We start from the raw sequence: 26,855 nt of genomic DNA on the forward strand, positions 1-26,855 counted from the left end.
TAGCGAAGCCAATACAGCAGGAAGTGAATGAGACCGCCTTCCGGGATTTTCAACATATCAGGTGTTTGCATCTTGAGCACACACGTCCGAATGTGGCGGATGTTAATCCGACACAGGCGAACGCGTGTTAGCGAGAGCAAGCAAACAACGATATGTGAAAATAGAGGAAGGCAGTCTCTTTCACTTCCGGACCTTTATTCAGCTTTGTAACTCAAATTTTTATTTTGCCAGATCTTTGATGACTTCTGACGCAATGATCAGCCCCACTACGGACGGAACAAATGCAGTGGAACCCGGGATAGCCCGGCGCTCGGTGCATTTATGCTCGGCTCCAGGCGGACAGATGCAGTGATTTTTGCAGCTGATGGACATGTCCTCAATTGGTCTGATCGGCTGTTCTTTGGAGTACACGACCTTCAGTTTTTTGACACCGCGCTTTTTCAGTTCCCGACGCATGACCTTTGCCAGCGGACAGACAGAAGTTTTATAGATATCCGCCACTTCAAACATAGCCGGATTCAATTTATTTCCGGCTCCCATGCTGCTGATGACCGGCACCTGTTTCTCCTGTGCTTCCATGACAAGCTGAAGCTTTGCCGTTACCGTATCCACTGCATCAATCACATAGGAATACTTGGAAAAATCAAAATCATCTTTCGTCTCCGGCAGATAAAAGCATTTGTGAGTGGTGACCTTGCAGTCCGGGTTGATATCATGGATGCGCTCTTCCATCACGTCTACCTTATATCTTCCAACGGTTTTTCTGGTGGCTATGATCTGACGGTTTAAGTTGGTCAGGCACACCTTATCGTCATCGATGATATCTATGGCTCCCACACCACTGCGCACCAGTGCCTCCACAGCATAACCGCCTACTCCACCGACACCAAACACGGCGACTCTGGACTGCGCCAGCCGCTCCATGGCTTCTTTCCCAAATAATAATTCTGTTCTTGAAAACTGATTTAACATCGTATTTCCCTTTCTCTAAATCATATGTACCAACGCCATGTACACCACCGTTCCTACGGTGATGCTCAAAATGGAACTCTTCTTCCAGAGATGAACCATTGCTGTCACCGCAACACCTGCAAGCAGAATCAGATTGTCCTGAAGCGCGGACTCCGGAATACTCTTTAGGCAGTATACCACAAGAGTAGCCATAATTGCCATAGGAAATACCTTACCCAAATATTCCATCCGTTTCGGAAGCTCGCTCTTATTCAATAGAAGAAACGGCAATGCGCGCAGACCAAAGGTCAGCGCGGCCGGAACCAGAATCGACAATAAAATATGAATCGGTCTCATTGTACTTGTTCCTCTTTTCCTGGTGTAAAGATCAGCAGGAGCGCTGTTGTTACAAGCAGCGATGGCAGCATAAACCGCGATGCACCAAAGAGCAGAAGAAATGCTGCTGCACTTGTCCCGCCAATAACTGCCGGAGCATGGTTCCTGCACTTTTTCCACTGATCGATCAGAATCGTAACAAACAGCGCTGTCATGCAGAAATCTACTCCCTCAAAATCAAAAGGAATCATCTGCCCCAAAAGCGCGCCCACCAAAGTCCCGATCAGCCAGTATGCCCGGCTGAGCCACGCAATGTCAAACATAATCTGATGTCGGTCCAGATTCTCCGGATACTCCAGGGAACAGTATAATGCATACGTCTCATCTGTCAGGGAAAAGATCATGTACGGATAACGCTTTCCCATACTCTTGAATTCTTTTAAAAAGGTTACTCCATAAAACATATGGCGGCAGTTCATGGCCAGAGCTGTGAGCGCAATAGTGGCAATCCCTGTTGCCGCGGAAAGGAACGATACCATGACAAACTGAAACGCACCGGTATAGACCGTGAGGCTGACCAGATAGGCCCAGTAAAAGGGGAATCCGGCCTGGTTCATCATGATCCCGAATGCCATGCTTAAGAATAAATAACTGAACATGATCGGAATAGTCTTTCCCAGTGCGTATTTCAATTCTCGGTCCATCGGCAGGTTCCTCAGCTTTCGTGTGTTTGAACGAAATTATATGGCAATTAACCTACCATGTCAATATGTATTATAAATTCAAATTTCGTATTAAAATATTCCCTTCAGGAATGTTAGCATTGACCAACTCCTGTTCTATTGAGTAGAATAAGCAGAAGATAAGGGAGTAGTCGCCAGGCAGCAGCCTGGAGCAGAGCCAACACACTGATGCATACGCATCTGGTTCTGCTTAATGCATAAAGATATGGCAAATGATGAGACTTGTCTGCAGGCTTTTTTCTGCAGACAGGTCTCTTTTTGTATCATTCGGAAATTGCGTTTTATCATGCGGCATTCCACATAAGATGTATGAAAGAAACAGGAGGATTTTCTTATGTCGCTGATCGAATTATTTCTTCTGGCAGTAGGCCTTTCCATGGACGCCTTTGCCGTTTCCGTCTGTAAGGGTCTTTCCATGCAGAAGATGCGCGCGAAGCACGCGCTCATCATCGGCCTGTATTTTGGCGGTTTCCAGGCCCTCATGCCCTGGATCGGCTATATGCTTGGTATCCGTTTCCAGGGTGCCATCAAAGCCTACGATCACTGGATCGCGTTTATCCTGCTTGGCATCATCGGTTTTAATATGGTGAAGGAATCCATGGACAATGAGACTGAGTCCTGTGATGCCTCCATCGATGTCAAAACCATGCTGCTTCTGGCCATAGCCACCAGCATTGACGCACTGGCCGTCGGTGTCACCTTCGCATTTCTGGATGTCCGGATCCTGCAGGCAGTCAGCTTTATCGGCTGCACCACGTTCATACTTTCCGTGATCGGCGTTAAAGTCGGCACCGTATTCGGAGTCCTCTACAAGTCCAAAGCAGAACAGACCGGCGGCATCATCCTGATTCTGATCGGTCTCAAAATTCTGATCGGGCATCTGTTCTTTTAAAGAACCGGAGCTTTATTTTTTTCGTTTTACTGTTACTGCTCACACATATGTGCCCGGCAACGTTTTTTTGCCTTACCGCGCCACATTTTGCTATACATTTTTTCCCGATTATGATATCATCTTCTGGTATTTTTACTATAAAAGAAAGGTATCCCTATGTTAAACACCATCGAATCCATCAACAACGTGATCAACAATTTCATCTGGGGAGTTCCTGCTATGATCTGCATCATCGGTGTCGGCCTTTATTTAAGCTTTGGCCTGCACTTTTTGCAGATCTGCAAATTCCCTTACGCAATCCGCGTGACCATCGGACGCATCTTCCGTAAGCGCAATGCCTCAGACGGTGCCATGACACCGTTCCAGGCGGTCTGCACGGCTCTGGCAGCGACCGTAGGCACCGGAAATATTGCCGGTGTAGCAGGCGCTATTGCCATCGGCGGACCGGGCGCTGTCTTCTGGATGTGGGTTTCCGCAGCCCTGGGCATGTGCACCAAATTCTCCGAAGTAACCCTGGCCGTCCATTTCCGGGAGACCAATAAAAACGGTGATCTGGTAGGTGGTCCTATGTACTACATCAAAAACGGTCTTGGCCCGAAATGGCACTGGCTGGCAGTCCTCTTCTCCACCTTTGGAGTGCTGACGGTATTCGGAACCGGAAATGCCACCCAGGTCAATACCATCACCACCGCCATCAACTCTGCCCTGGAAAACTACAGCCTGATCTCAGACCAGTCAAAACCTGTTGTCTGCCTCGTGACCGGCATTGTGCTGGCTGCTCTGGTAGCCCTGGTGCTCTTAGGTGGCGTAAAAAGAATCGGAAACGTAGCAGAAAAGCTGGTTCCCTTCATGGCACTGTTTTACATCCTGCTGGCCCTTGGCGTAATCCTGCTTCACGCAAACCGCATTCCACTGGTATTTTCCATGATCTTTGAGGGTGCCTTCCATCCGCAGGCAGTAACCGGCGGCGTCATCGGAAGCTTCTTCACCAGCATGAAACGCGGCGTATCCCGAGGTATCTTCTCCAATGAGGCCGGCCTCGGTACCGGTTCCATTGCCCATGCATGTGCCGATACCAAAAAGCCGGTGAAGCAGGGATTCTTCGGTATCTTTGAGGTATTTACCGATACTATTGTCATCTGCACATTAACCGCGCTGGTTATCCTGTGCAGCGGTGTTACTGTCAACTATGGACAGGCAGCCGGCGCAGAGCTGACCATTTCCGGCTTTACCTCCACCTACGGAAGCTGGGTATCCATCTTCACCGCCATATCCATGTGTTGCTTTGCCTTCTCCACCATCATCGGATGGGGACTGTACGGCGCACGCTGTATTGAATTTATCTTCGATGAAAAGATCATCAAGCCCTTCATGGTCGCCTACTCTCTGGTAGCCATCCTGGGTGCCACGGTAGATCTGGGCCTGCTATGGAGCATTGCAGATACCTTCAACGGTCTCATGGCCATCCCAAACCTGATCGGTGTATTTTTGCTGTCCAAAACGGTATTTAAGCTGACCAGGGAATATTTTGAAACGGAAGGAAAGGACCCGTTTTTATCCTAACGGAATTTCCCGGAAACCGTCTTTGCTCCATACTGTTACCTTCCGAAAGCCGCACTCATACGCAATTTTTTCTGCCTGATCGAAAGCGTAGGCAATCGTGCCCGCGCTGTGACTGTCGGAATTGATCATGATGCGGCCGCCCATGGCATGGAGTTCTCTTAAGAGAATCGGATTCGGATATGGAGCAGTACGGTAGCCGCGGGACATGGCGCCGGTATTGATCTCAAACGGGAGTCCCTGCCCGTGAAGCTTTTTCATCGCTGCGAGTGCCGGTTCCAGATACGCATCCTTCGTCTCATCAAAATGCTTATATCCTTCATTAAACTTCGTAAGCAGGTCAAAATGTCCCACCCAGTCGCAGTGAAGCTTATCGTAAACCGTGGCCTCCAGTTCGAAATAATCCCGTGCCATGGCATACCAGTCGCCGTTCCAGAGTGTTTCCACAGCCTGCACCAGCTTTTCCTCCGTGTCATCCACCGTGACCAGATGCCCGTCTTTTAATACGCTGTGGGTAGAGCCGATGGCATACTCTGCCTGTTGCACCGGCCCCAGCGTATCCAGTTCAATTCCGATGTAAATATTCATCTTCCCGGCATACTCTTCTCTGAGTATCTCCAGTTCCTGCTTGTAGGCCGACAAGATCGCATCCGACATGCCAAATCCCGGCTCCCACATGGAATAATCCGCATGGCCGGAAATACCGAAATCTGTCAGGCCCATGCTGTATGCCGCCTCCACCATCTGGCGTGGCGTGCTTTTGCCGTCACAGTAGGTTGTGTGTGTGTGAAAATCCGCACAAAGTTTTCTCATTTTCTTAATCCCCTTTTTTATCCTGCATAAGGCAGCATGTAAACCACCCATCGTCTAAAGCCAATGGGCTTCCTGCTTCATCGACCTCGTAATCTACTATCTCCACAGGCGTTAATTCGGGCAGTTTCTGCCCTATATATATGATATTTCTTTACGCTATTTGCCGTAATCCTTCTGCCAATATGTTTTTTGCTGCATTGATATCTCTGTCATGTTCTGCACCACAACTTGGGCAGATCCAACTCCTTACTGACAAATCTTTTGTATTTTTATTTTGATAGCCACAGGCAGAACACAACTGGCTACTGGCATAAAACGGATCTATTTTAACATATTTTCTTTTATTCCATTCCGCTTTATACTCTAATTGCCTTGTCAGCTCATACCAGGACGCATCTGTTATTGATTTTGCCAAATGATGATTCTTTACCATATTTTTTATCTGCAGATTTTCCGAAACGATCACTTGGTTTTCGCTGATTATTTCATGTGATATCTTATGCAGATAATCTTTTCTGGTATTTACGATTTTCTCATGGCATAATGCGATTTTTTTCTTTGCTTTATAGTAGTTTTTACTTCTTTTCTCTTTATGCGCTAACTGGCGCTGCAGCTTTTTTAGCTTTCTTTCCTGTTTTGTCAATGTTTTTTGATTGTCGTATTTCTTTCCAGCCGACGTAATGCATAAATTCTTAATACCCAAATCCAATCCTATACAGCCTTCTTTTTCCGGTAATGAAATAAGCTCGGTTTCTACAAGGATTGAAACATAATACTTTCCGCTTGGAACTCGGGAAATTGTGGCCGATTTTATTTTTCCAATGAATTTTCGATGCAATTTTCCCTTTACGTTTCTCAGTTTTGGCAGCTTTATCGTACCTGTCTCAAAATCTACTGCAATATTTCCATTTGTGAAATTGGTTGTATAGGTTTTATGATTGTCGTGTTTGCTTTTATATTTCGGATATCCTGCATGTTCCCTGAAAAACTTCCGATATGCTGCATCCATGTTATATATGGCATTTGTCAAAGCAAATTTATCTACTTCTTTCAGCCATTCGTATTTTTTCTTTAATTCTTGGTTACAATAATTATTACAGGCAATTTTTCCAGCTGTTTTCTTTTCTTTCTCGTACAATTCTTTTCTGTATGCCAGCGTCTGGTTATAAACAAAACGACAACAGCCAAATGTTTTTGCAATCTGTGTTTTTTGCTCCGTATTTGGATATACTCTAAACTTGTATGCTTTTAACACGACTGTCACCGCCTTCTATCCCTGGTTTTCTATATATTCTCGCAACATTTTTTCTGAAACATTTCCCACACTGCAGACAAAATATCCATCTGTCCAAAACGTATGCTCTTTCCAAAAATGCTTCCGTAAATAATTTGGATATCGCTCCCATATATGATACGTTGTATAGCTCTTCATCAGATTTACAATTTTACTAATAGATATCGTTGGTTCTGTTTCTATCATATAATGAATATGATCTTTATCCGTTTCCATATATCTGATGATTACATGATGCTTTTTACATATCTCACACGAAACTTGTTTTATGTCTTCCGATATTTATTTTGATACTAATAATTTTTTCCTGTATTTGCATACAAAAATCACATGATACTGCAGTAAATATTTATGCCTGTTTTTAGATTTCCATGTTCCCATATCATAAGTATAACATGTAAACTCCGCTTTAGGCTAACTTAACCCACCGTCTAACGCCAGTGGGATTGCGGTAGCCCTTATTTCAAAACATTCATACTCGCTGACACCGTTGATCTTCCATTCCCATGCGTCTGCGTCTTTGACAACCGGAATGCGGCAGCTGCGTCCATCATCCATTTTGCCTCCACAAAGCTTTTTCCATCGGTTGCGGTAATCTTAAATGATGTTCCGGACGGTATGATCTCCTGTTCCTGTGAACCGGCTTTTAAAACAGTCACCTTCAGATCACGGACAGACACCAGCATCTGTCTTGCATCAGCCTGGTTGTCTGCCATAAACGTACTCTGACTGTCAAGATTTTTCTGGTTCAGGGCATCCAGCGCCTTCTGAAGCTCCGCGTGGTCTTCATCCAGAATATGGATCTGGGATGTTTTTGTGCTGATCAGGCTGTGTTCATCCTGCCAGTCGCTGTCATATTCTGCTGTAATTTCCAGAAAAAGCGCAGCAGAGTTTTCCTGAATAGAAATCTGCGGTTTGTTTTCATCATCCAGCCCTCACCATATCATTTTCATCGCAGTGATGCAGAAAAATGCCCTGCCGCAATCTCTTTCATGCGGACAGGACATTCCCTGATTATTTTGTCAGCCAGACTGTGCTGCTGAATTTTTATCTTGCAAATAATACCAGCTTCTGTGCCTGGTTCTGGTCATCACTCCATACCAGCAGATTGCTGCCCTGCTCCACGTCCTCCAGAGAAACGATCTGTCTGGTCAGATACGGCATGATGCGGCAGTCTGCGGAAACTGCATACTCCTTACCCGCCGCAGACATGAGAGTCCAGCTTCCGTCTGCGTTGGCTGTCATAGACACTGCGGTGATATACTCCGGTGCCTTTTGGTCTGCCGGGATCTTACCAATGATAACCTCGCCGGTTGTCTGCGGCGGCAGGCTCATGGTCATGGCCGGTCCAATGTAGGCATATACTGTCTCGCCTGCCTGAAGCTCCTCTGCCTCCAGCGGATAGCCGTTCTCGCCGTCCAGAATCAGCGTATCACCGGAAATATTCACGATCACCTCGCCCTCATAGATATTGCCGGACGGACAATCCATGTCAATGCTGCCGTTATCTGCGCTGATGATGCTTCCCCAGATCGGTGCCTGCTCCTGTTCTGCGTCAGGACTCTGTACACCCGGTCCGGCTGCCTCAATCTGGCTCATGCCGTTTCCTGCTATAATGGTCGGGGACTGTGCTGCCATGGCGGTGAGGACACCGGCTGCTGTCATCAGTGCTGCCATGCCGACAGCGGTAATGGTCTTATTTGTTTTTCTGCTCATAATTTCTATCTCCTTATCCGTAATCATGGTTCGGTGCCGGAAGATACCCCGGGGTACCTTTTTCCTGCCTCCGTATCGTATTGGTTACAGTTTTCAGCTGTTTCCTTAACACACCCACAGTATAACAGAGAGATCTCTTAATTACCATTGATTATTATGAACGTTTCTCTTAAGGATTTATTACCGCATGACAATATCCATGAGCCACATTACAGCTCATCCGAACAGATATCGCGCAGTTCACAGCGCAATGTGATCTGCGGATTCCGGTTGATCGCACGATAGCGTTCCAGAATACGCTCTCTGGCTTCTTCACCGCCCTGCTGCCCGGTGCTTGCCAGGAGTACCAAAAACTGGTCGCTGCCATAGCGTGTGTACAGATCAGAGCAGCGGATTGTTTTCTGGATCGCACTTTCCAGGCTGGAACGGGCACCCTCCAGCATCCCTGAGGATTCCAGCTCCGCTCCCTGCGGACCGGCCAGAGTCAGTAAAAGCAGCTGGGACGAAATTCCCTCCCGGGCAAAAACCCGCATCATAAACTGGTAAATATCAACAAATTCCAGATACTCGCATGAAGTTGCCCCAAGCCTAGGAATCCCCGGCATCAGTTCTCTCTGGATCTGCTCCATATCCACCACTTCATACTGCATCATATTTTTGGCCTTCAGATACTGCTCCTTTAAGTCCTGTGACAGAAACGGAGTACAGGTCTGCCGGGCCTCCGTCTCCAGAGCTTCATAATACTCCACTGCTTCCCGGTAGCGTTTCAGATCATTGAGGGACTCTAACTTCATACACTGCCATTCTTCAGACGGGTAGCGTTTTAATACCAGCTCGCAGTCCTCTAGCAGCTCGGTATAACGTTTCTGGCTTTTTAACTGGCTTGTCAGTTCCCTCAGTGCCCTCATGTATAATTCCCGGAAACGCCAGCTGGTTTTTCCGACCCACTCATCCGAAACCATATCCGGCATAAAATCTCCACTGCAGGTTCTACAGGCAGCTGTCAGAAGCTCCACTCTGTGCACCGGATCAATTTCTTCAAAGGCGGCCTTGACCAGTTTCTGAAATATCTCCACATCCAGCTCTGTCTCCAATGGCTGGTTATTCCATGTATAACGTCCGCCCTTGGTAGAAATGTATTCTCCCTCCGGAAGCCCGGATTCCTGGATGCTTCGGCGCAGCCGGAAGATCATGGCGCGCAGGGAATTGCTGGACTGACTGTCATTTTCGTCTGCTCCGTACAGACGTTGGATCAGTTCACTCCTGGTAACCCCCTCTTCTCTCCTGCAGATCAGCAGCAGCAGCAGATGGATCATTTTGGCACTCAGCCATTTTCCCAACTGAATCTGCTGTCCCTGATATGTCATACGAAAGCTTCCGAACATCTGAACATAAATTTTATCTGACTCTATTTCATTCTGTCTTTCCACGCAAGTCACCTGTCCTTTTCTCTTATACTTTGTTCCGTATCATCATTTACACAAATTGTCTTTATAATAGTACACGTTCTAAAAGGAAAAAGCAATGCAAATGTAAAATAATTATCAAGCGATCCTAGGGGATTGTTGAAAATTTTTTTCGATTATAATAAAATATATTTTAGGATTTACATAACAGAACTGACAGGAGGAATTTATCTGACATGGAACGATCAAAAGTATACTTTACCGACTTTCACACGATTGCATTTGGTGACGGTCTTCCCACAAAGCTGAAAAAACTCATTAAAAAAGCCGGCATATCCGAGCTGGATATGGACGGCAAATTTGTAGCGATCAAAATGCATTTTGGTGAACTTGGAAATATCAGCTATCTCCGGCCGAACTATGCCAAGGCCGTTGCAGATGTGGTAAAAGAATTTGGCGGCAAGCCATTCCTCACAGACTGCAACACCATGTATCCTGGCAGCCGGAAAAACGCCCTGGAGCACCTGGAATGTGCCTGGGAGAACGGATTTACTCCGCTTTCTGTTGGCTGCCCTGTCATTATCGGTGATGGATTAAAGGGCACCGATGATATCGAAATTCCGGTAAAAGGCGGTGAATATGTAAAAGCAGCCAAGATCGGACGTGCTGTCATGGATGCAGATATTTTCATCAGCCTGACCCATTTCAAGGGCCATGAGATGACCGGCTTCGGCGGCACCATCAAAAACATTGGCATGGGCTGCGGTTCCCGTGCCGGAAAAACCGAGCAGCATTGCAGCGGAAAACCACATATCAAGGAACGTAAGTGCCGCGGCTGCAGACGCTGCCAGAAGGAATGTGCCAACGGCGGTCTGATTTTCGACGAAGCAGCCGGAAAAATGCACGTAAACCAGGAGAACTGCGTCGGCTGCGGACGCTGCCTTGGAGCCTGCAACTTTGATGCCATCCGTTTCGATAATAATAACGCAAACGAACTGTTAAACTGCCGCATGGCAGAATATGCCAAAGCTGTCGTAGATGGCAGACCGAACTTCCATATTTCCCTGATCGTGGATGTTTCTCCAAACTGTGACTGCCATGGTGAAAACGATGTCCCGATCCTGCCAAATATCGGCATGTTCGCGTCCTTCGACCCGCTTGCCCTTGACCAGGCCTGCGTAGATGCCTGCATGGCCGCACAGCCAATGCCGGGAAGCCAGCTGGCAAAGCATCTGGCAGATCCTGACTTTCATGATCACCATGACCATTTCACAAACTCTACCCCGGAATCTGAATGGCGTTCCTGCCTGGAGCATGCAGAGAAGATCGGACTCGGCAGCCGTGACTATGAACTGATCCGGATGTGATTTCTGCTATTTCTTATTTTGCCCGCACAGCCCAGCGCAGCTTTGTAGATCTTGCGCGGCTGTTGCGGACACATTCTTCTGCAGACGGGCGGATGACATCGTCTGAAATCTCAGAGTAAAGTCCGGCTTTCCGGTACTGTTTAAAGGATTTCTTTACCATGCGGTCTTCGCCGGAATGGAAAGTAAGAACAGCCACCCGGCCGCCCGGCGCCAGAACATGCGGAAGCTTGTCGAGGAAGGCATATAACACCTCAAACTCACTGTTTACGTCAATGCGCAGCGCCTGAAAGGTTCTTGCGCAGGCTTTCTTTACCGCTTCTTTGCGCTCTTTTTCCGGGATAAAGCTGAGAGCCTCTTCAATGAGTTCCCTCACTTTTGTGGTAGTGTCCACCTTCTCACCGCGGCGGACCGCACCGGTGATGCAGCGGGCAATCTCCTCCGCATATGGCTCATCAGAGTTTTCCACCAGCATCCCGGCCAGTTCTTCCCGATCTACTTCTTTTAACCGTTCTGCGGCAGAAATGCCGGCCTGCGGATTTAAACGCAGATCCAGCGGGCCGTCAAATTTGTAGGAAAAACCGCGTTCCGGATTATCGATCTGCATAGAGGATACGCCAAGGTCCGCCAGAATAAAATCGAACGGACCAGCCTCCTCCGCGATCTGGTCGATATCTGCAAAATTCATCTGGCGCACAGTCATAATGTCCTCGCCAAATCCCAGATCTTCCAGTCGTTTCTTTGTCTTTACAGACTCGATCGGATCTACATCCAGGCCGTAGATATGGCCCTCGCCCTGCAGCTGCTCTAACATTGCACGCGTATGGCCGCCATAACCCAGAGTTGCATCCAGGCCTTTTTGTCCCGGCCGGATCTGTAGAAAATCCAGAATTTCCTTTACCATGATCGAGATATGCATCCCGGCCGGTGTTCCGCCCTTCTGAATGACATGCTCAATGGTATCTGCATATTTTTCCGGGTTCAGCTCTTTGTATTTTTCTTCGAATCTTCTCGGATGAGTTCCTTTGTAGCGGACGCGGCGTTTGTGCGGTGTCTGCTGCTGTTCCGGGTTTTGATTCCTGTTCTGATTCTTTTCTTCCATATATATTGATAACTCCTTTCTGCTCACACATGCTCCGCAATCCGCTGCAGAAACCGTGCGCCATACTTCTCAAATTTATGCTCTCCCACGCCGGATACCTCCAGCATTTCTGCCTTGTTCTCCGGACGCAGGCGGCACATAAGCACCAGGGTCTTATCAGAAAATACAATGTAAGGCGGCACACTCTCTTCCCTTGCGATCTCGGTTCGCAGGCCGCGCAGCGCCTCGAAAAGGAGTTCTTCCTCCTCCGTGAGAACCACGGAAGCCGCTGTTTTGAGTTTCTTCTTTTTACCCTTTGTATCGGCAGATTCCTTCGGTGCCTTGTCCTGCTCCTTTGCCATTTTCATAAGAAGCGGGCCATGTTCTGCCTGCTGTTCCGGATCCAGAAGCTGCACGGATTTTTTCGTCAGCTGCAGGATGGCGTAAGTGTCATCGGTTACACTTAAGTAATCGTGCATCAGCAGATAGTTTAATACCTGGCGCATGCGGTAAGCAGGAACCTTGGCGAACTGGCCATACTGCGGCACCTCATCCATGCGGTACTGACGGATTTTCGCCGTCTTTGCGCCGCGCAGGGTATCCAGAACCACATTCACGCCATAGCGCTGCCGGCAGGCAGCCACGCAGCCGATGAGTCCGATGGCATACTCGGTCACATCCACCTCTTCAAACTGCGTCAGGCAGTTCTGGCAGTTGCCGCAGTAACAGGAGGAACCGTACTCGCCAAAATACTTCAGGATGTACTCCCGCAGACATTCGTTGGTATAACAGTAATAGGTCATCTTCCGCAGACGGTCGCGGTCCCGCTCTTTTACGATCTGAGCTGTGTAAGGATCCAGCTCCTGGTTTTCCTGGCTGTTCTCGATGAAAAACTGGTTGGTGATGACATCCTGGCCACTGTAATAGAGAATGCACTCTGCCGGTTCCCCGTCACGCCCGGCTCTTCCAGCCTCCTGATAGTAGGATTCCACGTTCTTCGGCATGCCGCAGTGCAGAACAAACCGCACGTTGGATTTGTCAATGCCCATGCCAAACGCGTTGCTGGCTACCATGATGGGCGAACGGTCATAGAGGAAATCATCCTGGTTCTGCCGCCGCTCTGCGTCGCTGAGTCCCGCATGATACCGGGTAGCCGCAAAGCCATCCGCGCGCAGGCGCTCGCAGATTTCTTCCACGTTTTTGCGGGTCAGGCAGTAAATGATGCCGCTCTCTCCCGGATGTGTTTCCAGGTAATGATGAATGGCGCCGTAACGGTCCTTGGGCGTCATAACCCCAAAGTATAAGTTTTTCCGGTCAAAGCCGGTGGTCTCCACCGCCGGTTCCCGAAGCTGCAAAATGTCGATGATATCGTCCCGCACCTCTTTTGTGGCGGTGGCGGTGAACGCGCTGACCACCGGGCGCGTCGGCAGACGGTCGATAAATTCTGTGATTTTTAAGTAGCTGGGGCGGAAATCCTGTCCCCACTGGGAGACGCAGTGAGACTCATCCACCGCCACCATGGAGATATTGGCGTTCAAGGCGAAGGACAGGAAGCTGTCCGTTAAAAGCCGCTCCGGTGCCACATAAATAATAGGATAACGCCCCGCTCTCGCGAAATCCAGTGCCTTAAAATACTGGTTCTGGGTCAGGGAGCTATTTAAATAGGCCGCATGGACACCTGCCTGATTTAAGCCCTCCACCTGGTCCTTCATCAGGGAAATCAGGGGCGAAATCACCAGGGTGATGCCCGGAAATAACAGCGCCGGAACCTGATAGACGATGGATTTTCCCGCGCCGGTCGGCATAATGCCAAGCACATCCTTTCCCGCAAGGATGGCGTTGATCAGGTGCTCCTGGCCCGGCCGGAAGCTATCGTAGCCGAATACCTGCTTTAACACCTGATATTTATCTGTAAATGTTGTCATAAAATCCTCATATATAAAATTTGCAAATGGTTGCAAAAATCCCCTGTGGCAGTTTCGTGCGAATGGTTCGCATCCTCCTGCCGCAGAGGATCTTTTGTCTGTTTCTGCTTTTGCGATGTCAGGCCAATATTCCGGCCTGTTTTCCTTTTTTATTCAGCAGTTACCTTCATGAATTTCTTCTTGCCGCGTTTTACGACCATGCCTTCGCCGGCAAAATCTTCTCTGGTGTAGGATGCCTTGATATCCTTCACCTGCTCACCGTTTACCGATACACCGCCCTGCTCTACGTTTCTTCTTGCCTCAGAACGGGTCGGAGCCAGGCCGGATTTCTGCAGGACTGCCAGAATATCGATGCTGCCGTCGATAAAGTCCTCAGCGGTTAAGTTGTAGCTCGGCATGTTTTCCAGGCTGCCCTGACCGCTGAACAGTGCGCGTGCTGCGGTCTGCGCCTTCTCTGCCTCTTCCTCTCCATGAACCAGCTTGGTCAGCTCGTATGCCAGGATTTCTTTTGCGGTATTTAACTGGCTGCCTTCCCATTTGTCCATCTCATCGATCTGCTCAAGCGGCAGGAAGGTCAGCATGCGCAGGCACTTTAATACATCGGCGTCTGCCACATTTCTCCAGTACTGGTAGAATTCAAACGGGGTGGTCTTATTCGGATCTAACCATACAGCTCCGGACTGGGTCTTGCCCATCTTCTTGCCTTCAGAGTTTAACAGCAGGGTGATGGTCATCGCATGCGCATCCTTACCTAATTTACGGCGGATCAGCTCAGTACCTCCTAACATGTTGCTCCACTGGTCATCGCCGCCGAACTGCATGTTGCAGCCATATTTCTGGTATAACATATAGAAATCATAGCTCTGCATGATCATGTAGTTGAACTCTAAGAAGCTTAAGCCTTTCTCCATGCGCTGCTTATAGCACTCTGCGCGCAGCATATTGTTGACGGAGAAGCATGCGCCAACCTCACGCAGCAGCTCCACATAATTTAACTTCAACAGCCATTCTGCATTATTTACCATGAGTGCCTTTCCATCAGAGAAATCAATGAAGCGGCTCATCTGCTCTTTGAAGCAGTCGCAGTTATGCTGGATCATCTCCGGGGTCATCATCTTTCTCATGTCGGTACGTCCGGACGGATCGCCGATCATACCGGTACCGCCACCGATGAGGGCGATCGGCTTGTTGCCTGCCATCTGCAGACGTTTCATCAGGCAAAGTGCCATGAAGTGACCAACGTGCAGGCTGTCCGCAGTCGGGTCAAAGCCGATATAAAAGGTTGCTTTGCCTTCATTTACCATTTTTTTGATTTCTTCTTCATTTGTAACCTGGGCGATAAGACCGCGGGCTACCAGCTCTTCGTAACAGTTCATAGCTGATTCTCCTTTTTTCATTACTTTTTATTGTTTCACAGGATGCAATTTCCTATGAAATAAAAAACTCGTCCTCCCGGCCGGAGCCAGAAAGGACGAGGGACGTCTCGTGTTACCACCTTACTTCACAGACAGCTCACACTGCCTGCCTCAGTGAACAAACTGCCTGCTGTGCCGGATTTCCCTGAAAGAATGCCGACTGCCGCATCTTTGTTCCAGCCTGATAACGGATGCTGTGCTCCGGCGCAGCCTACTGAAAACCACAAAGGTTTTGTTCGATGCGCGGCTCCGGGATGTATTCGCAGTGCGTCTCCCGCGCGCCTCTCATCTGCCGGCTGCTTTCTGTGCGGTACCTCGGACTGTTACTTGTTCCCTTCTATGCCTGGGATATATGTGTAATTGCATACATACTTATACCGCATTATAAAGGGGATGTGTAAAAATGTCAAGTGCCTGATGTAAGGATACGCATCCTGCGGTAATACACTCTCTCCAAAATGTCCGTGTATAAAAAACATTTGTATTACTTACACACATTGTGTATAATAGCCTTTGAACTTTTATCCACTATCCAATGAAAGAAAGAGGAAAGATTATGAAAAAGCTATTTGAAACCTGGTGCGGCATCAGTCTTGTCAAACGGATCGTTGCCGGCCTGATCATTGGTGCTGTCCTGGGTCTTGCGCTTCCGCAGTTCTCCGCCATCGCCATTCTCGGCAGTGTCTTTGTAGGTGCCTTAAAAGCGGTCGCGCCGCTTCTGGTATTCTTCCTGGTCATCAGTTCCCTGTGCCACTCCGGTAAGAGCCACGGCGGCGTTATCCGCACCGTGATCATTCTGTATATGTTCAGCACCTTCCTTGCCGCAGTGATCGCCGTGATTGCCAGCATGATGTTCCCGATCACCCTGACGCTTGCCGAGGGCGCATCTGACCTGGCTGCCCCAGAAGGTATTGTGGAGGTATTAAGTTCTCTGCTCCTGAATATGGTAAGCAATCCGGTTCAGTCCATCGCAAGCGCCAACTATATCGGTGTCCTGGTTTGGGCTGTACTCTTCGGCATTGGCCTGCGCGGTGCCAGCGAAACCACCAAGAACCTGTTTGGTGAGATTTCAAACGGACTTGCAAGAGTAGTTACCTGGATCATCAGCTTTGCTCCGTTCGGTATCCTGGGCCTGGTCTTCAACACCGTTTCCGAAAACGGACTTGCCATCTTTACCGAATACGGAAAGCTGCTGGCTGTTCTGGTCGGCTCCATGCTGTTCATTTATTTTGTCACAAACCCGATCCTGGTATTCTGGTGCATCCGCAGGAATCCGTATCCGCTGATCTTTAAATGCTTAAAGAAAAGTGCCATCACCGCCTTCTTCACCAGAAGCTCCGCAGCAAACATCCCGATCAACATGGAGACCTGCGAGGAAATGGGACTGGATAAGGATACCTACTCCGTAACCATCCCGTTAGGTGCGACCATCAATATGGATGGTGCCGCGATCACCATTACCGTTATGACTCTGGCAACTGCGCATACCCTCGGTATTTCCGTGGATATCCCAAGTGCCATCATCTTAAGTGTTCTGGCTGCCCTGTCTGCCTGCGGCGCATCCGGTGTAGCCGGCGGCTCCCTGCTGCTGATCCCGATGGCCTGCTCCTTATTCGGAATTCCGAATGACATCGCCATGCAGGTTGTTGGTGTCGGATTCATCATCGGAGTGATCCAGGATTCCGTAGAAACCGCACTGAACTCTTCATCCGATCTTCTTCTGTCCGCATCTGCGGAGTTCAGACAGTGGAGACTGGAAGGAAAAGAAATTCTGTTCTAAAAAATCCATTGCCGTATCAAAAAGGAGGAAGCCTGCGCCTGCAGATTTCCTCCTTTTTATCAGCCCTTTACATACCACTCCTGTGTGATCTTCTCATGAGAGCTGCCTGCGAACTCTTCTGTTGTCTTCTGTTTCCACTCCGACAGATCCAGAGTACAGCAAAGATCTGCAGGATAGGTTCGGTTCCAGTGAAACAGGATCAGCTCCTCAATCTGTTCTTTGTACTGCGCCGGATCCTTATCCTCCAGAAAACAGTATTCGCCTGACCGGATATTCTGAAATCCGTTTTCCGCCACTGCAATGCGGCTCTCATCTTCTTTAGGAAACTGCTTTCGGCTGTACGCATTCATCCACAATTTCTTATCGCCTGCCAGCTCCAGCATGTGCTGACGCAGCACACGATCCTGACTCTGACGGCGTTTGTTGAACATCATTCCATTTTTATCATCTACACATACCATTACGATCATCGTTCTCCTCCTATCTTTTCCAGCTTTTCCAGGTTATATGGTGCCCGTCTGTTTTCCAGATGATAGCGCCGCTTTCTTTTGTCTGCAGGATCTCACTTCCACAGTCCGAAAGACGCTTCAGCGCATCCGGATGCGGATGGCCGTAGCGGTTTTTTTCTCCGCAGGAGATCACGGCATAATCCGGATGCATCCAGCCAAGGAAAGCTTCGCTGCTGGAATATCCTGAGCCATGATGCGCGACTTTTAATATCCGGATTTCATTTGCTTCCGGCATGGCTGCCCTCCATCTGTCCCAAATCTGGCCTGCATTCTGCGCATCCTCCGACTCCAGCGCAATCAGCTTTTTCTCTCCGTCTGCACTCATATCACCTGTTAAGAGCATATGAAACACTCCATAATCCAGACAGAATACCAGAGAATGCTCATTGCGGTCCGTACCGGATGCCGATTGGCCTCGCCCGGAAGCAGACTCCGGGTACAGGCATGTAAGATGAAGCCCGGCATCCCTGCTTTCTTCATAGCCCCGCGCGATCCACAACACCTCTCCCCCCTGCTGCACGCACAACTGTTCAAGGCGCCCATACACATCCTCTCCCTTTCCGATTTCCGGCATGGCCAGCTTTCTGATCAAAACAGCATCGGAAGCTCCTCTCGCCTTCTCCGCTGCTTTCTGCTCCATCAGCCAGCTTATCCCACTGATATGATCCCAGTCCCCATGCGTGACAATAGCCAGATCAACCTGACGGATGCCCATGCTTTTTAAAAACGGTTCCAGACGATATCGGCCCAGTTCTTTCTGATCGGTACTGCCGCCATCCACCAGAATCACCTCGCTCTTTGTCCGGATGCAGATACCATCCCCCTGTCCGGTGTCCAGAATGGTCACTTCCAGACCGCAGACTGCAGGTGGACGCAAAAAAGTCAAGGCCGCAAGCAGAAGGAAAACCATGACTGTCTCCGATTTTCCGTACAGGCTCCTGAGAATCCCCAAACCAGCTTTTACCGCCGGTTCTGACCACCCCGGCACCCGGCATACCGGTGCGGACTTTCTGTATCCATTGACAACAAATGTTATGACAACTCCCAGCACCATATAATATACCAGGATCTGCCACAGCTTTGGCCTCCCGCACAACAAGCTGCTGCCCGGAAGCTTCATAAAGCACCTGCAGCAGAATTCGTACCATGCAAGCACGGCACGGCCGCCTCCGATTATCCATGTACCCGCACGAATCGAAAACAGACTGCCAAGAATACCTCCGGCACCGGTTCCCACAATTACTCCGGTCAGCGGGAGCACCACAAGATTTAAAGCAATTCCATAAAGCGGATAGGAAAAGAAATGCCACAGGATGATGGGAAGGGAAAGCAGCTGCATACAAAGTGAGAGGCGCAGCGTCTGTCCCCACGTATGGATTTCGCCGCACTCTGTTTCTGGCGAAGGTTCGGCCATTGATGAGCTTACAGCTGATTCCTCCATTTCTTTTGCCAGTCCGATTCCTCCAATGGCCGCAAACGAAAGCTGCACGCCGGCCTGGTCGATCAGATACGGGCTATGCCACAAAAGCATCAGAGCCGCCAGCCCCATGGCCGACAGAAGATCATAGGTACGTCCCAGATAAGCTGCCAGAAATCCGCACAAGGTCATAATAAAAGCGCGGATCACAGAGGGAGAAGCTCCGGTCAGAACACTGTAGATCATCAGGATCAGGCTGCCTGCAACAGCAGATTTTCCATATCCGGCTCCTGCTTTTCGCAGAAGACCGTAAGCCGCCATACTCACCAGCGACAGATGCAGGCCGCTCACTGCCAGAAGATGGGCAATCCCATTTTTCTGATAGAGTTCCCGGATTTCTTCCGGCATGCCGGTTCGATCTCCGAGAAGCATGGCCGCAAAGATACTGCCATCCGTCTCTCCGGTCAGAAGCTTCAAACGCTCTGCTGCCCAGGCACGAAAATACCGGATCATATTGGCAGGTGCATACAGGATTCTGAGTCCATTTTCATCTATCCTCTGTACTGTACGCGCAAATACCCGCCAGACCAGCTTCTGCCCCCGGTAATATGCGGCATAGTCAAACTCGCCCGGATTGGAAGCCGTCTGAAACGGTGTAAACTCACCCCAGACCCGGACCACTTCACCGATCCGGCATCCATTCTGTTCCGGCTGCTGCGGATGATCTGCTGCCCGGCTGTCTCTCTTCTCCGCCAGATAATCCTTTTCTGACCGCTCCGTATACACCTGCAGATATCTGAGCTTTCCCTTCTCAGTCTGCACATTCTTAAGCAGCAGCACCGTCCAGCTTTCCTTTTCTGTCATTCCGCAGACCGTCCCAACCGCATAAGTACCAGACTCTTCCAACAGCAGGCCCTGCTCCGCAAGCACAGTCTGTTCCTCACAAAGTCCCCGCACCAGCCCCAAAATAATCATAAAGGGCAGAAGCCTGACTCCCAGGCTCCTGCCCCAAAACACCTGTCTGCGCCGGTCTGCACACACAGCAGCCACACACAGCATAAGTGCCGCCGCAAAAAGCGGCGCCAGTTCCTTCATTGTGCTCTGATGCAGGATCACGACCTCTCCAAGTACGAATCCCCCTGTCAAAAGCAGCAATGGATGTTTGATTTTAGTTGCCTCCTATATAATCGAGATCTCTCTCAAACAGGGTATTAAGTGAAATGGTTTCCCTAAATGTCACCTCCTGAGAGCCATTTACCGTAATCTGAACACGGTTCACATTCGAAAGCTCTGACAGGGAATTGACAATGGAGTAAATCGGGATGTAATCCTTCACTTCCAGGGAATTGTTCAAAAACGCCGCGTCAAAATTCACGTAGCAAACGTTTTCATTGACCGAAATATTCAGGATCTTGATATCAGGATTTAATGTTGGCATCAATCCAGGCTGTTCCGGTCCACTGATAAGTTCCTCAACGATCACACGCTCTACCGAAGTATTGACATTGTGCATGACGCTCCGCTTTTCCGGATGCAGCGCAGTTCCGCTTGCATCAGTAAAATACAATATCAGCTCCGTGCGCTCGTAGGCATTGACATCTGTGATGCTGTCCACGAAATCTGCGGCTGAGATGGGACCGGCCGGCATGCCGCTCCGTTCCAGCAACGGCTGGTCTCCGGAATAAATGCTGATATACTCGATTCCTGGCACCTGAGTCAGCGTTCTGGCCAGGGCCGCGCGACAGAGAATCTCCTGACATGCATTCATACTGGTGTAGTTGTTGTCAAAAAACAGATAGAGCACCGTGTCATCCTGCCGGCAGCCCTGGTAAACAACTTTGTCAGATAAGACACTCTGTGCCTCGAGATCTGCCGGAACATGAATCAGACTTTTCATCAGTTCTCCAATCAGTTCCTCTGTGCCTGTTGTCCTGGTACGGTAAGGCTGTGCAATGAGTTTTGTCACTGCCTGGTTCATATAATAAACCTGGTACTCCGATTCGCCCTCCTGCAGTGGAGTTTCCCGCTTCTGACATCCGGCCAGCAAAAGTCCGGAAAGCAGGAGCACCGCAAAAAGCAGTTTTTTTGCGCAAAGGCTCCATGCAAAGCCTCTGCAGTTATGCCTGATTTGTTTCATAGTTCCTCCTGCTAGGCAATGTAGTTTAACGGAATCCGCAGCGTAAAGGTACTGCCCTCTCCTTCTTTGCTGCTCAGCTTGATGGCACCCTTGTGCATCAGCACCACATTCCGGGTGATGGCAAGGCCGAGTCCGCTTCCGCCGGTTTCCCGGGAACGGGCTTTATCTACACGGTAGAAACGCTCAAAAATACGGTCCTGGACATCCTCCGGGATACCAATGCCGGAATCCTGTACCTTCAAGTAGAAGAATTTATGGTCTGCATCCAGAGTTACCCGCACCCATCCCTCTTCCATATTGTACTTGATGGCATTCTCCACCAGGTTTGTGATGGCAAGCGACAGCTTCATCTCATCTACATCGGCTGTTACTTCCCGGATGCTTTCAAAGATCAGCTCCACCTTGCGCCGGTTGGCAATGGGTCTGAGCCGCTTCAGGATCTGCTCCACCAGCACGTTTAAATTGACCTGGCTGATATTTAACTCTGCCTCAGATTTATCCATCTTGACCAGAGACAACAGATCATCTATGATCTTGCTCTCCCGATCGATCTCGTTGGAAATATCCTCCATGAACTCCCGGTACAATTCTACCGGTACCTCCCCCATGCCCATCAGGGAATCGGCCAGCACGCGGATAGACGTGATCGGTGTCTTTAACTCATGAGAGACATTCGATACGAACTCCTGGCGGGACTGGTCTGCCTCCTGCAGCTTTGTGATAGTCTGGGCCACCGAGTTGGAAATATCCCGTGTCTCACGGTACGCCTCTGAGCTGATGTCCGTGTCCAGTGCTCCCTGCTCCACGTGGTGGAGCTTTGCCTGAAACTCTTTAAACGGTCGCACCATCATGGCAGCAGCAAGCACTGCAGCAAGCACCAGGACCAGCACCAAAATTACCTGGAACAGCACCAGACGGTCTCCTACTGATTCTGTAAGCCGTGCCATGGCCTCCGTAGAAGCAGTCATGACAAGAACACCCTCGACGTGCTTATCCGGGGAAAGACTGTATATGGGCATCGCCTGGGCAAAATAATGCTTGTCCCGGTTGTAGCGGCTCACGGTCTCCCCCTGAAAGCTGCGTATCACGGTCTCCGCAATATGCAGGCGGCTTTCCGAAATGTGGAACGTATCCTGCACGATCTTAAAATCCTGGTTTACCACCACAATACGTCCGTTATAGACATCCGCAATGGTCTCGATCTCACTGTTTAAGCTGCTCTTATCTTCCCCGCTCAGATATCCGGTACGGGCAATCTTGCTGCTCAGGATCTGACACTGATTCTGCACTTCCACCATCCGCTCATCGATCTGGTTCTGCTTCACCGAACTCAGGATGGTCTGGGTGCACAGAAACATGGGGACAATACCAAACAGGACCAGGCAGATGGCAATGGGTACCTTTAAGCTGACTACCCGCTTTTTCAGCCAGGGAATCTGCAGCTTTTTCATTTTATAAGCCATAGCGCTTCCGTTCTGACTCTGCGTCAATCTTCCTTGACATAGCCACAGCCAGGGAACCCGGTCCGATATGGCAGGCAATACTCAGGGAAAGCGGCGCACCGTATACAGGTTTGGCCTTCGGATAATGTTCTTCGATCTCTTTTGCAAACTCAGCTGCCATCTCATCATTCTGGGAGTGGGCCACAAACAGCCAGGTATTCTCTGCCTCCGGATCTGCAAAACGCTCTTTCAGATCCTTCTCCACAGCAGCCAGCATGGTGGTGCGGGCCTGCTTCATGGTGCGAGCCTTGGAAAAAGAGTCGAGCTTCTCGCCCTGGATCTGCAGCACCGGCTTAATACGCAAAAGTGTACCAAGGGCCGCCGCCGCCGGGGTGATACGCCCGCCCTTCTTTAAGAATTTCAGCGTATCAACCGTAATGTAAATGCTGGATTCCATCTTTACACGCTCCAGGACCTCAAAGATCTGTTCTCCATTCAGTCCCGCCTCCGCAAGCTCCTTCGCATCCAGTACGGACTGGCGCTGGGTCACGGAAATACGCTGGTTGTTCACAACAAATACCTTTCCCTCGTAATCCTCGGCCAGCATACGCGCTGTCTGGCAGGAGCCGCTTAAGCCGCTGGACATCGGAATATGAACGATCTGGTCATAACCTTCGGAAAACAGTTTATCCCAGAGATCGGTGACATCCTGCGGGGATGGCTGGGAAGTGGTAATATCAGCATCCTCTGCCTGGCGCTTGTAAAATTCTTCGTGAGTCAGGTTGATATCCTCCTCAAAGGTTGCCTCATTGATCATAAACGGCATCGGCAGCACAAAGATTCCCAGCTCCCCCGCCTGTGCCTGGGTAATTCCGCTGTTGCTGTCCGTAACGATTGCGATTTTCATGTTATTCTCCTTCCACGGGTATCTGATCCGGTGTGTACCGGTTATGCTTCAAAATTATTACACTCCATTCTATCTCATTTTAAGAGGAAAGGGAAGTGCTATTTCAGCGGATTGGAAAATGGATTGGAAAATAAGATTGGAAGAGAAATAAATATGTGTTAGAATACCTGTGATTACAAAAAGCAGGGCCGGTACTCACCACTGCAGACCGGCCCGCAGATATCATGATGCAAAGGAAGATCACCCCATATGGAAACCATAACCCTTATTCTTTTTGCCCTAATTCTGACAGCCTGCCTTCTGTTGAAGCTGCCGACCCTGTATGCTCTGTTTGCCGGACTCATCCTCTTTTGCGCCTATGCACTCAAAAAAGGAAATTCTCCAAAACAGATCGTTTCAATGCTCTGCACCGGTGTCCTCACCGCTAAAAACATTCTGATCGTATTTGTCCTGATCGGCATGATGACAGCACTGTGGCGTGCCTGCGGCACGATTCCCTATATCATCTGCCATGCGGCAAAGCTGCTGCGTCCAGAGGTCATTCTGCTGGTTTCCTTTCTGCTCTGCTGCGGAATTTCCGTGCTGACCGGGACCTCCTTCGGCACCTCTGCCACCATTGGCGTCATCTGCATGAGCATGGGAATCTCCGCAGGTACAAGCCCTCTGCTCCTTGGAGGCGCCATCCTGTCCGGCGCATTCTTCGGAGACCGCTGTTCCCCTTTTTCCACCAGTGCGCTCTTAGTCAGCGAGCTGACAAAAACCAGTATCTTCGACAATATCAAAAACATGCTCCGCTCCGCCTGGCTGCCCTTCCTGATCACCTGCATGCTGTACGGCGTTTTAGGCTTTCAGTTTCACAGTCAGGCTGACCAGACAGATTTGACTGCTCTGTTTTCCAGAGAAGTCACGCTCCACCCGGCAGCGCTTCTGCCAGCTGCCGTGATCCTGATCCTGGCCATGATGCGGATTCCAGTCAAATATGCCATGCTGGCCAGTATTATAACCTCTCTTTTGGTTGGATCTTCGATCCAGCATTTCACGCCCGGCAAGCTGCCGGCTCTGCTTCTGACCGGTTACCATGCTGCTGATGCAGAGGCCGCAGCATTTTTAAACGGAGGCGGCATCTGTTCTATGGTAAAAGTTGCAGCCATTGTGTGTATTTCTTCTTCCTACGCCGGAATCTTCCAGCGCACAGGGCTGTTGGATGGGCTGAAAGCAGGGCTTGTAAGGCTGGGCGCACATATCACGCCGTTTGGCGCTATTTTGCTGGCTTCTGTCGGCACCTCCATGATCTCCTGCAACCAGACTTTATCCATCATGCTGACAGACCAGCTTGGCCGTGAGCTAGAACCTGATGCCGGACGCATGGCGCTGGATCTTGAAAATTCCGCCGTTGTCGTAGCGCCGCTCATTCCCTGGTCCATTGCCGGAGCTGTTCCGCTTTCCACCGTCGGCGCACCGATGACCAGCCTCTTCGCGGCCTTTTTCCTGTACCTGGTACCGGTATGTTATCTGCTGACACAGATACCGGCTGTCCAAAAGCGTTAAATAATCGGCTTTTCCAGAAGTCTCTTATTTATAACTCAATTTTTATTTTACGAGCAGTGACTTTCCGGTCATCTCCTTCGGCTGCTCCATACCCATTAACTCAATCAGGGTCGGTGCAATGTCTGCCAGGCAGCCACCTTCTCTTAATTTGTAAGACGGATCTGCATTGACCAGAATAAACGGTACCGGGTTAGTGGTGTGCGCAGTCCACGGTTCGCCGGTGGTGTAGTCTACCAGCTGCTCTGCATTTCCGTGATCAGCACAGATAAACAGAACGCCATTGACCTCCTTGATTGCATCTACAGCTCTGCCCACGCAGACATCTACCGCCTCAATGGCCTTGATAGCCGCGCTCTCCACGCCGGTATGGCCGACCATATCCGGGTTTGCAAAATTGGTGATGATGACATCGTATTTGCCGGACTTAATGCAGTCTACCAGCTTGTCACAGACAGCCGGAGCACTCATCTCCGGTTTTAAATCGTAGGTAGCAACTTCCTTCGGAGACGGAACCAGGATGCGGTCCTCGCCCGGATTCGGTTCTTCTACGCCGCCGTTAAAGAAGAAGGTTACATGCGCGTACTTCTCGGTCTCGGCAATGCGGGCCTGCTTTAAGTTATGAGCTGCCAGGAACTCACCGAAGGTGTTCGTGATGCTCTCTTTCTTAAATGCTACCAACTTATTCTGAATTGTTTCATCGTAATCGGTGAAGCAGACAAATGTAGTCTTGACACGCTCACCGCGGTCAAAGCCGGTAAACTCCTCATCACAGAAGGCACGGGTCAGCTGGCGGGCACGATCAGGACGGAAGTTGAAGAAGATCACGGAATCACCGGTCTTGATGGTTCCCACCGGAGTGCCGTTCTCCGTGATCACGGTCGGCAGCATGAACTCATCAGTCTTGCCGTCATCGTAAGATGCCTGGATTGCCTCTGCGGCATGCTCTGCATGATTACCCTCACCTTTTGTCAGAGCATTGTAAGCCTTCTCTACGCGATCCCAGTTTTTATCACGATCCATTGCGTAGTAACGGCCGGAGACTACTGCCACCTTACCAACGCCAAGCTCTTTCATCTTTGACTCCAGAGCCTCTACAAACTCCTTGCCGGAAGTCGGCGGAGTATCGCGGCCATCCAGGAAGCAGTGTACATAAACTTTGGAGAGACCGTTTCTCTTGGCCAGCTCCAGCAGTCCGTAAATGTGGGTGATGTGACTGTGCACACCTCCATCCGAAACAAGGCCGAACATATGGAGGGCAGAATCGTTTTTCTTACAGTTCTCAACTGCGGCCATCAGCGCCTCGTTGGAGAAGAAATCTCCGTCCTCGATGGACTTGGTGATACGTGTCAGCTCCTGGTATACAATGCGGCCTGCACCCATATTTAAATGACCAACCTCAGAGTTTCCCATCTGTCCGTCAGGCAGTCCGACTGCCAGACCGCTTGCCTGTCCCTTTACAAACGGGCACTGGCTCATAAGCTGGTCCATGATCGGGGTTTTGCCCTCGCAGACTGCGTTAGCCTCACAGTTGTCATTCAGTCCATATCCATCCAGGATCATTAATACCACTGGTCTTTTTTCCATGATAAGATCTCCTTCTCTTTCCCTGCAATCCCGAC

At 49.7% G+C, this 26,855-nt stretch carries 22 protein-coding genes and 1 pseudogene; 5 read left to right on the top strand and 18 right to left on the bottom strand.

The features are described from left to right. Nucleotides 1–219: 219 nt before the first annotated feature. From ACMP1L_RS07645 to ACMP1L_RS07655, 3 genes are read right to left on the bottom strand one after another with little or no spacing between them, the layout of a single operon-like run. Nucleotides 220–972, bottom strand: coding sequence for a tRNA threonylcarbamoyladenosine dehydratase (locus tag ACMP1L_RS07645; RefSeq protein WP_418452526.1), 753 nt, complete (start codon nucleotides 970–972; stop codon nucleotides 220–222). Between the two features lie 15 nt (nucleotides 973–987). After that, nucleotides 988–1,308, bottom strand: coding sequence for a branched-chain amino acid transporter permease (locus tag ACMP1L_RS07650; RefSeq protein ID WP_418452527.1), 321 nt, complete (start codon nucleotides 1,306–1,308; stop codon nucleotides 988–990). After that, nucleotides 1,305–1,991 carry an AzlC family ABC transporter permease gene (locus tag ACMP1L_RS07655; RefSeq protein WP_418452528.1) on the bottom strand — a complete coding sequence of 229 codons (687 nt, stop codon included), beginning with the start codon at nucleotides 1,989–1,991 and terminating at the stop codon, nucleotides 1,305–1,307. The genes ACMP1L_RS07650 and ACMP1L_RS07655 overlap by 4 nt, the downstream gene beginning before the upstream one ends. 373 nt (nucleotides 1,992–2,364) lie before the next feature. On the opposite strand from ACMP1L_RS07655, the gene ACMP1L_RS07660 reads away from it, so the two are divergent. Both ACMP1L_RS07660 and ACMP1L_RS07665 read left to right on the top strand, forming a co-directional pair. After that, complete coding sequence (locus ACMP1L_RS07660) at nucleotides 2,365–2,922, top strand: manganese efflux pump MntP (protein WP_418452530.1); 558 nt, start codon at nucleotides 2,365–2,367, stop codon at nucleotides 2,920–2,922. Nucleotides 2,923–3,078: 156 nt separating this feature from the next. Continuing rightward, nucleotides 3,079–4,485, top strand: a complete 1,407-nt coding sequence (locus tag ACMP1L_RS07665) for an alanine/glycine:cation symporter family protein (RefSeq protein ID WP_373244491.1) — start codon at nucleotides 3,079–3,081, stop codon at nucleotides 4,483–4,485. Here the strand turns inward: ACMP1L_RS07665 and ACMP1L_RS07670 are convergent. The 6 genes and pseudogenes from ACMP1L_RS07670 to ACMP1L_RS07695 form a co-directional block, all read right to left on the bottom strand. Further along, entirely contained in the window at nucleotides 4,477–5,295 is an 819-nt protein-coding gene (locus ACMP1L_RS07670) for a histidinol-phosphatase HisJ family protein (RefSeq protein ID WP_418452531.1), read from the bottom strand. The genes ACMP1L_RS07665 and ACMP1L_RS07670 overlap by 9 nt on opposite strands. A 151-nt stretch (nucleotides 5,296–5,446) precedes the next feature. Beyond that, entirely contained in the window at nucleotides 5,447–6,550 is a 1,104-nt protein-coding gene (tnpB, locus tag ACMP1L_RS07675; protein WP_418452532.1) for an IS200/IS605 family element RNA-guided endonuclease TnpB, read from the bottom strand. A 15-nt stretch (nucleotides 6,551–6,565) separates the two neighbouring features. Further along, nucleotides 6,566–6,970 (bottom strand): annotated as a pseudogene (gene tnpA / locus ACMP1L_RS07680) (IS200/IS605 family transposase). 77 nt (nucleotides 6,971–7,047) lie between these two features. Next, the gene (locus tag ACMP1L_RS07685; protein ID WP_418452533.1) at nucleotides 7,048–7,305 is read right to left on the bottom strand and encodes a hypothetical protein; all 258 of its coding nucleotides are present in this window, start codon (nucleotides 7,303–7,305) and stop codon (nucleotides 7,048–7,050) included. A gap of 331 nt (nucleotides 7,306–7,636) precedes the next feature. Beyond that, nucleotides 7,637–8,305 (bottom strand): hypothetical protein, encoded by a 669-nt coding sequence (locus ACMP1L_RS07690; protein ID WP_418452535.1) that lies wholly within the window; start codon nucleotides 8,303–8,305, stop codon nucleotides 7,637–7,639. A 209-nt stretch (nucleotides 8,306–8,514) separates the two neighbouring features. After that, on the bottom strand, nucleotides 8,515–9,672 hold the full coding sequence (locus ACMP1L_RS07695) for an AfsR/SARP family transcriptional regulator (protein ID WP_418452536.1): 1,158 nt from the start codon (nucleotides 9,670–9,672) through the stop codon (nucleotides 8,515–8,517). Nucleotides 9,673–9,947: 275 nt separating this feature from the next. Here ACMP1L_RS07695 and ACMP1L_RS07700 point away from each other — a divergent pair, with 275 nt between their 5' ends. Continuing rightward, nucleotides 9,948–11,078 carry a DUF362 domain-containing protein gene (locus tag ACMP1L_RS07700; RefSeq protein WP_418452538.1) on the top strand — a complete coding sequence of 377 codons (1,131 nt, stop codon included), beginning with the start codon at nucleotides 9,948–9,950 and terminating at the stop codon, nucleotides 11,076–11,078. A 13-nt stretch (nucleotides 11,079–11,091) separates the two neighbouring features. On the opposite strand, the gene rsmH is transcribed toward ACMP1L_RS07700, so the two are convergent. From rsmH to tyrS, 3 genes are all read right to left on the bottom strand, one after another. Next, nucleotides 11,092–12,177, bottom strand: coding sequence for a 16S rRNA (cytosine(1402)-N(4))-methyltransferase RsmH (rsmH, locus tag ACMP1L_RS07705; protein ID WP_418452540.1), 1,086 nt, complete (start codon nucleotides 12,175–12,177; stop codon nucleotides 11,092–11,094). A gap of 23 nt (nucleotides 12,178–12,200) precedes the next feature. Continuing rightward, nucleotides 12,201–14,081: a DNA helicase RecQ gene (gene recQ, locus ACMP1L_RS07710; protein WP_418452542.1), complete on the bottom strand. Its 1,881-nt coding sequence runs from the start codon at nucleotides 14,079–14,081 to the stop codon at nucleotides 12,201–12,203. Nucleotides 14,082–14,230: 149 nt separating this feature from the next. Further along, on the bottom strand, nucleotides 14,231–15,457 hold the full coding sequence (tyrS, locus tag ACMP1L_RS07715) for a tyrosine--tRNA ligase (protein WP_418452543.1): 1,227 nt from the start codon (nucleotides 15,455–15,457) through the stop codon (nucleotides 14,231–14,233). A gap of 595 nt (nucleotides 15,458–16,052) precedes the next feature. On the opposite strand from tyrS, the gene sstT reads away from it, so the two are divergent. Continuing rightward, the gene (gene sstT, locus ACMP1L_RS07720) at nucleotides 16,053–17,276 is read left to right on the top strand and encodes a serine/threonine transporter SstT (RefSeq protein ID WP_418452544.1); all 1,224 of its coding nucleotides are present in this window, start codon (nucleotides 16,053–16,055) and stop codon (nucleotides 17,274–17,276) included. Nucleotides 17,277–17,335: 59 nt separating this feature from the next. On the opposite strand, the gene ACMP1L_RS07725 is transcribed toward sstT, so the two are convergent. The 5 genes from ACMP1L_RS07725 to ACMP1L_RS07745 are packed head-to-tail and all read right to left on the bottom strand — an operon-like array spanning nucleotide 17,336 to nucleotide 23,688. Next, on the bottom strand, nucleotides 17,336–17,746 hold the full coding sequence (locus ACMP1L_RS07725; RefSeq protein ID WP_118733240.1) for a ribonuclease Z: 411 nt from the start codon (nucleotides 17,744–17,746) through the stop codon (nucleotides 17,336–17,338). A 10-nt stretch (nucleotides 17,747–17,756) separates the two neighbouring features. Beyond that, complete coding sequence (locus ACMP1L_RS07730) at nucleotides 17,757–20,318, bottom strand: DNA internalization-related competence protein ComEC/Rec2 (RefSeq protein ID WP_418452545.1); 2,562 nt, start codon at nucleotides 20,316–20,318, stop codon at nucleotides 17,757–17,759. A 52-nt stretch (nucleotides 20,319–20,370) separates the two neighbouring features. After that, complete coding sequence (locus tag ACMP1L_RS07735; RefSeq protein WP_418452546.1) at nucleotides 20,371–21,339, bottom strand: GerMN domain-containing protein; 969 nt, start codon at nucleotides 21,337–21,339, stop codon at nucleotides 20,371–20,373. Nucleotides 21,340–21,350: 11 nt separating this feature from the next. Further along, nucleotides 21,351–22,802: a sensor histidine kinase gene (locus ACMP1L_RS07740; protein WP_118732988.1), complete on the bottom strand. Its 1,452-nt coding sequence runs from the start codon at nucleotides 22,800–22,802 to the stop codon at nucleotides 21,351–21,353. After that, nucleotides 22,792–23,688 carry a DegV family protein gene (locus ACMP1L_RS07745; RefSeq protein ID WP_418452548.1) on the bottom strand — a complete coding sequence of 299 codons (897 nt, stop codon included), beginning with the start codon at nucleotides 23,686–23,688 and terminating at the stop codon, nucleotides 22,792–22,794. Before ACMP1L_RS07745 ends, ACMP1L_RS07740 begins: the two co-directional genes overlap by 11 nt. 249 nt (nucleotides 23,689–23,937) lie before the next feature. Here ACMP1L_RS07745 and ACMP1L_RS07750 point away from each other — a divergent pair, with 249 nt between their 5' ends. Next, the gene (locus tag ACMP1L_RS07750) at nucleotides 23,938–25,236 is read left to right on the top strand and encodes a Na+/H+ antiporter NhaC family protein (protein WP_418452549.1); all 1,299 of its coding nucleotides are present in this window, start codon (nucleotides 23,938–23,940) and stop codon (nucleotides 25,234–25,236) included. A 42-nt stretch (nucleotides 25,237–25,278) separates the two neighbouring features. On the opposite strand, the gene gpmI is transcribed toward ACMP1L_RS07750, so the two are convergent. After that, the gene (gene gpmI, locus ACMP1L_RS07755) at nucleotides 25,279–26,820 is read right to left on the bottom strand and encodes a 2,3-bisphosphoglycerate-independent phosphoglycerate mutase (RefSeq protein ID WP_418452550.1); all 1,542 of its coding nucleotides are present in this window, start codon (nucleotides 26,818–26,820) and stop codon (nucleotides 25,279–25,281) included. Nucleotides 26,821–26,855 lie beyond the last annotated feature (35 nt).

Origin of the sequence: Ventrimonas sp. (assembly GCF_048380235.1) — a bacterium.
GTDB lineage: Bacteria > Bacillota > Clostridia > Lachnospirales > Lachnospiraceae > Brotaphodocola.

What these genes read in the sequence shown, in the direction of transcription:
- ACMP1L_RS07695 (WP_418452536.1), bottom strand. Translation starts at nt 9,672, where the DNA reads ATGACATATCAGGGACAGCAGATTCAGTTGGGAAAATGGCTGAGTGCC.
- ACMP1L_RS07690 (WP_418452535.1), bottom strand. Translation starts at nt 8,305, where the DNA reads ATGAGCAGAAAAACAAATAAGACCATTACCGCTGTCGGCATGGCAGCA.
- ACMP1L_RS07685 (WP_418452533.1), bottom strand. Translation starts at nt 7,305, where the DNA reads ATGGCAGACAACCAGGCTGATGCAAGACAGATGCTGGTGTCTGTCCGT.
- ACMP1L_RS07700 (WP_418452538.1), top strand. Translation starts at nt 9,948, where the DNA reads ATGGAACGATCAAAAGTATACTTTACCGACTTTCACACGATTGCATTT.
- tyrS (WP_418452543.1), bottom strand. Translation starts at nt 15,457, where the DNA reads ATGAACTGTTACGAAGAGCTGGTAGCCCGCGGTCTTATCGCCCAGGTT.
- ACMP1L_RS07750 (WP_418452549.1), top strand. Translation starts at nt 23,938, where the DNA reads ATGGAAACCATAACCCTTATTCTTTTTGCCCTAATTCTGACAGCCTGC.
- ACMP1L_RS07725 (WP_118733240.1), bottom strand. Translation starts at nt 17,746, where the DNA reads ATGATCGTAATGGTATGTGTAGATGATAAAAATGGAATGATGTTCAAC.
- ACMP1L_RS07655 (WP_418452528.1), bottom strand. Translation starts at nt 1,991, where the DNA reads ATGGACCGAGAATTGAAATACGCACTGGGAAAGACTATTCCGATCATG.
- recQ (WP_418452542.1), bottom strand. Translation starts at nt 14,081, where the DNA reads ATGACAACATTTACAGATAAATATCAGGTGTTAAAGCAGGTATTCGGC.
- ACMP1L_RS07740 (WP_118732988.1), bottom strand. Translation starts at nt 22,802, where the DNA reads ATGGCTTATAAAATGAAAAAGCTGCAGATTCCCTGGCTGAAAAAGCGG.
- ACMP1L_RS07660 (WP_418452530.1), top strand. Translation starts at nt 2,365, where the DNA reads ATGTCGCTGATCGAATTATTTCTTCTGGCAGTAGGCCTTTCCATGGAC.
- gpmI (WP_418452550.1), bottom strand. Translation starts at nt 26,820, where the DNA reads ATGGAAAAAAGACCAGTGGTATTAATGATCCTGGATGGATATGGACTG.
- ACMP1L_RS07645 (WP_418452526.1), bottom strand. Translation starts at nt 972, where the DNA reads ATGTTAAATCAGTTTTCAAGAACAGAATTATTATTTGGGAAAGAAGCC.
- ACMP1L_RS07670 (WP_418452531.1), bottom strand. Translation starts at nt 5,295, where the DNA reads ATGAGAAAACTTTGTGCGGATTTTCACACACACACAACCTACTGTGAC.
- rsmH (WP_418452540.1), bottom strand. Translation starts at nt 12,177, where the DNA reads ATGGAAGAAAAGAATCAGAACAGGAATCAAAACCCGGAACAGCAGCAG.
- sstT (WP_418452544.1), top strand. Translation starts at nt 16,053, where the DNA reads ATGAAAAAGCTATTTGAAACCTGGTGCGGCATCAGTCTTGTCAAACGG.
- ACMP1L_RS07745 (WP_418452548.1), bottom strand. Translation starts at nt 23,688, where the DNA reads ATGAAAATCGCAATCGTTACGGACAGCAACAGCGGAATTACCCAGGCA.
- ACMP1L_RS07650 (WP_418452527.1), bottom strand. Translation starts at nt 1,308, where the DNA reads ATGAGACCGATTCATATTTTATTGTCGATTCTGGTTCCGGCCGCGCTG.
- ACMP1L_RS07735 (WP_418452546.1), bottom strand. Translation starts at nt 21,339, where the DNA reads ATGAAACAAATCAGGCATAACTGCAGAGGCTTTGCATGGAGCCTTTGC.
- ACMP1L_RS07665 (WP_373244491.1), top strand. Translation starts at nt 3,079, where the DNA reads ATGTTAAACACCATCGAATCCATCAACAACGTGATCAACAATTTCATC.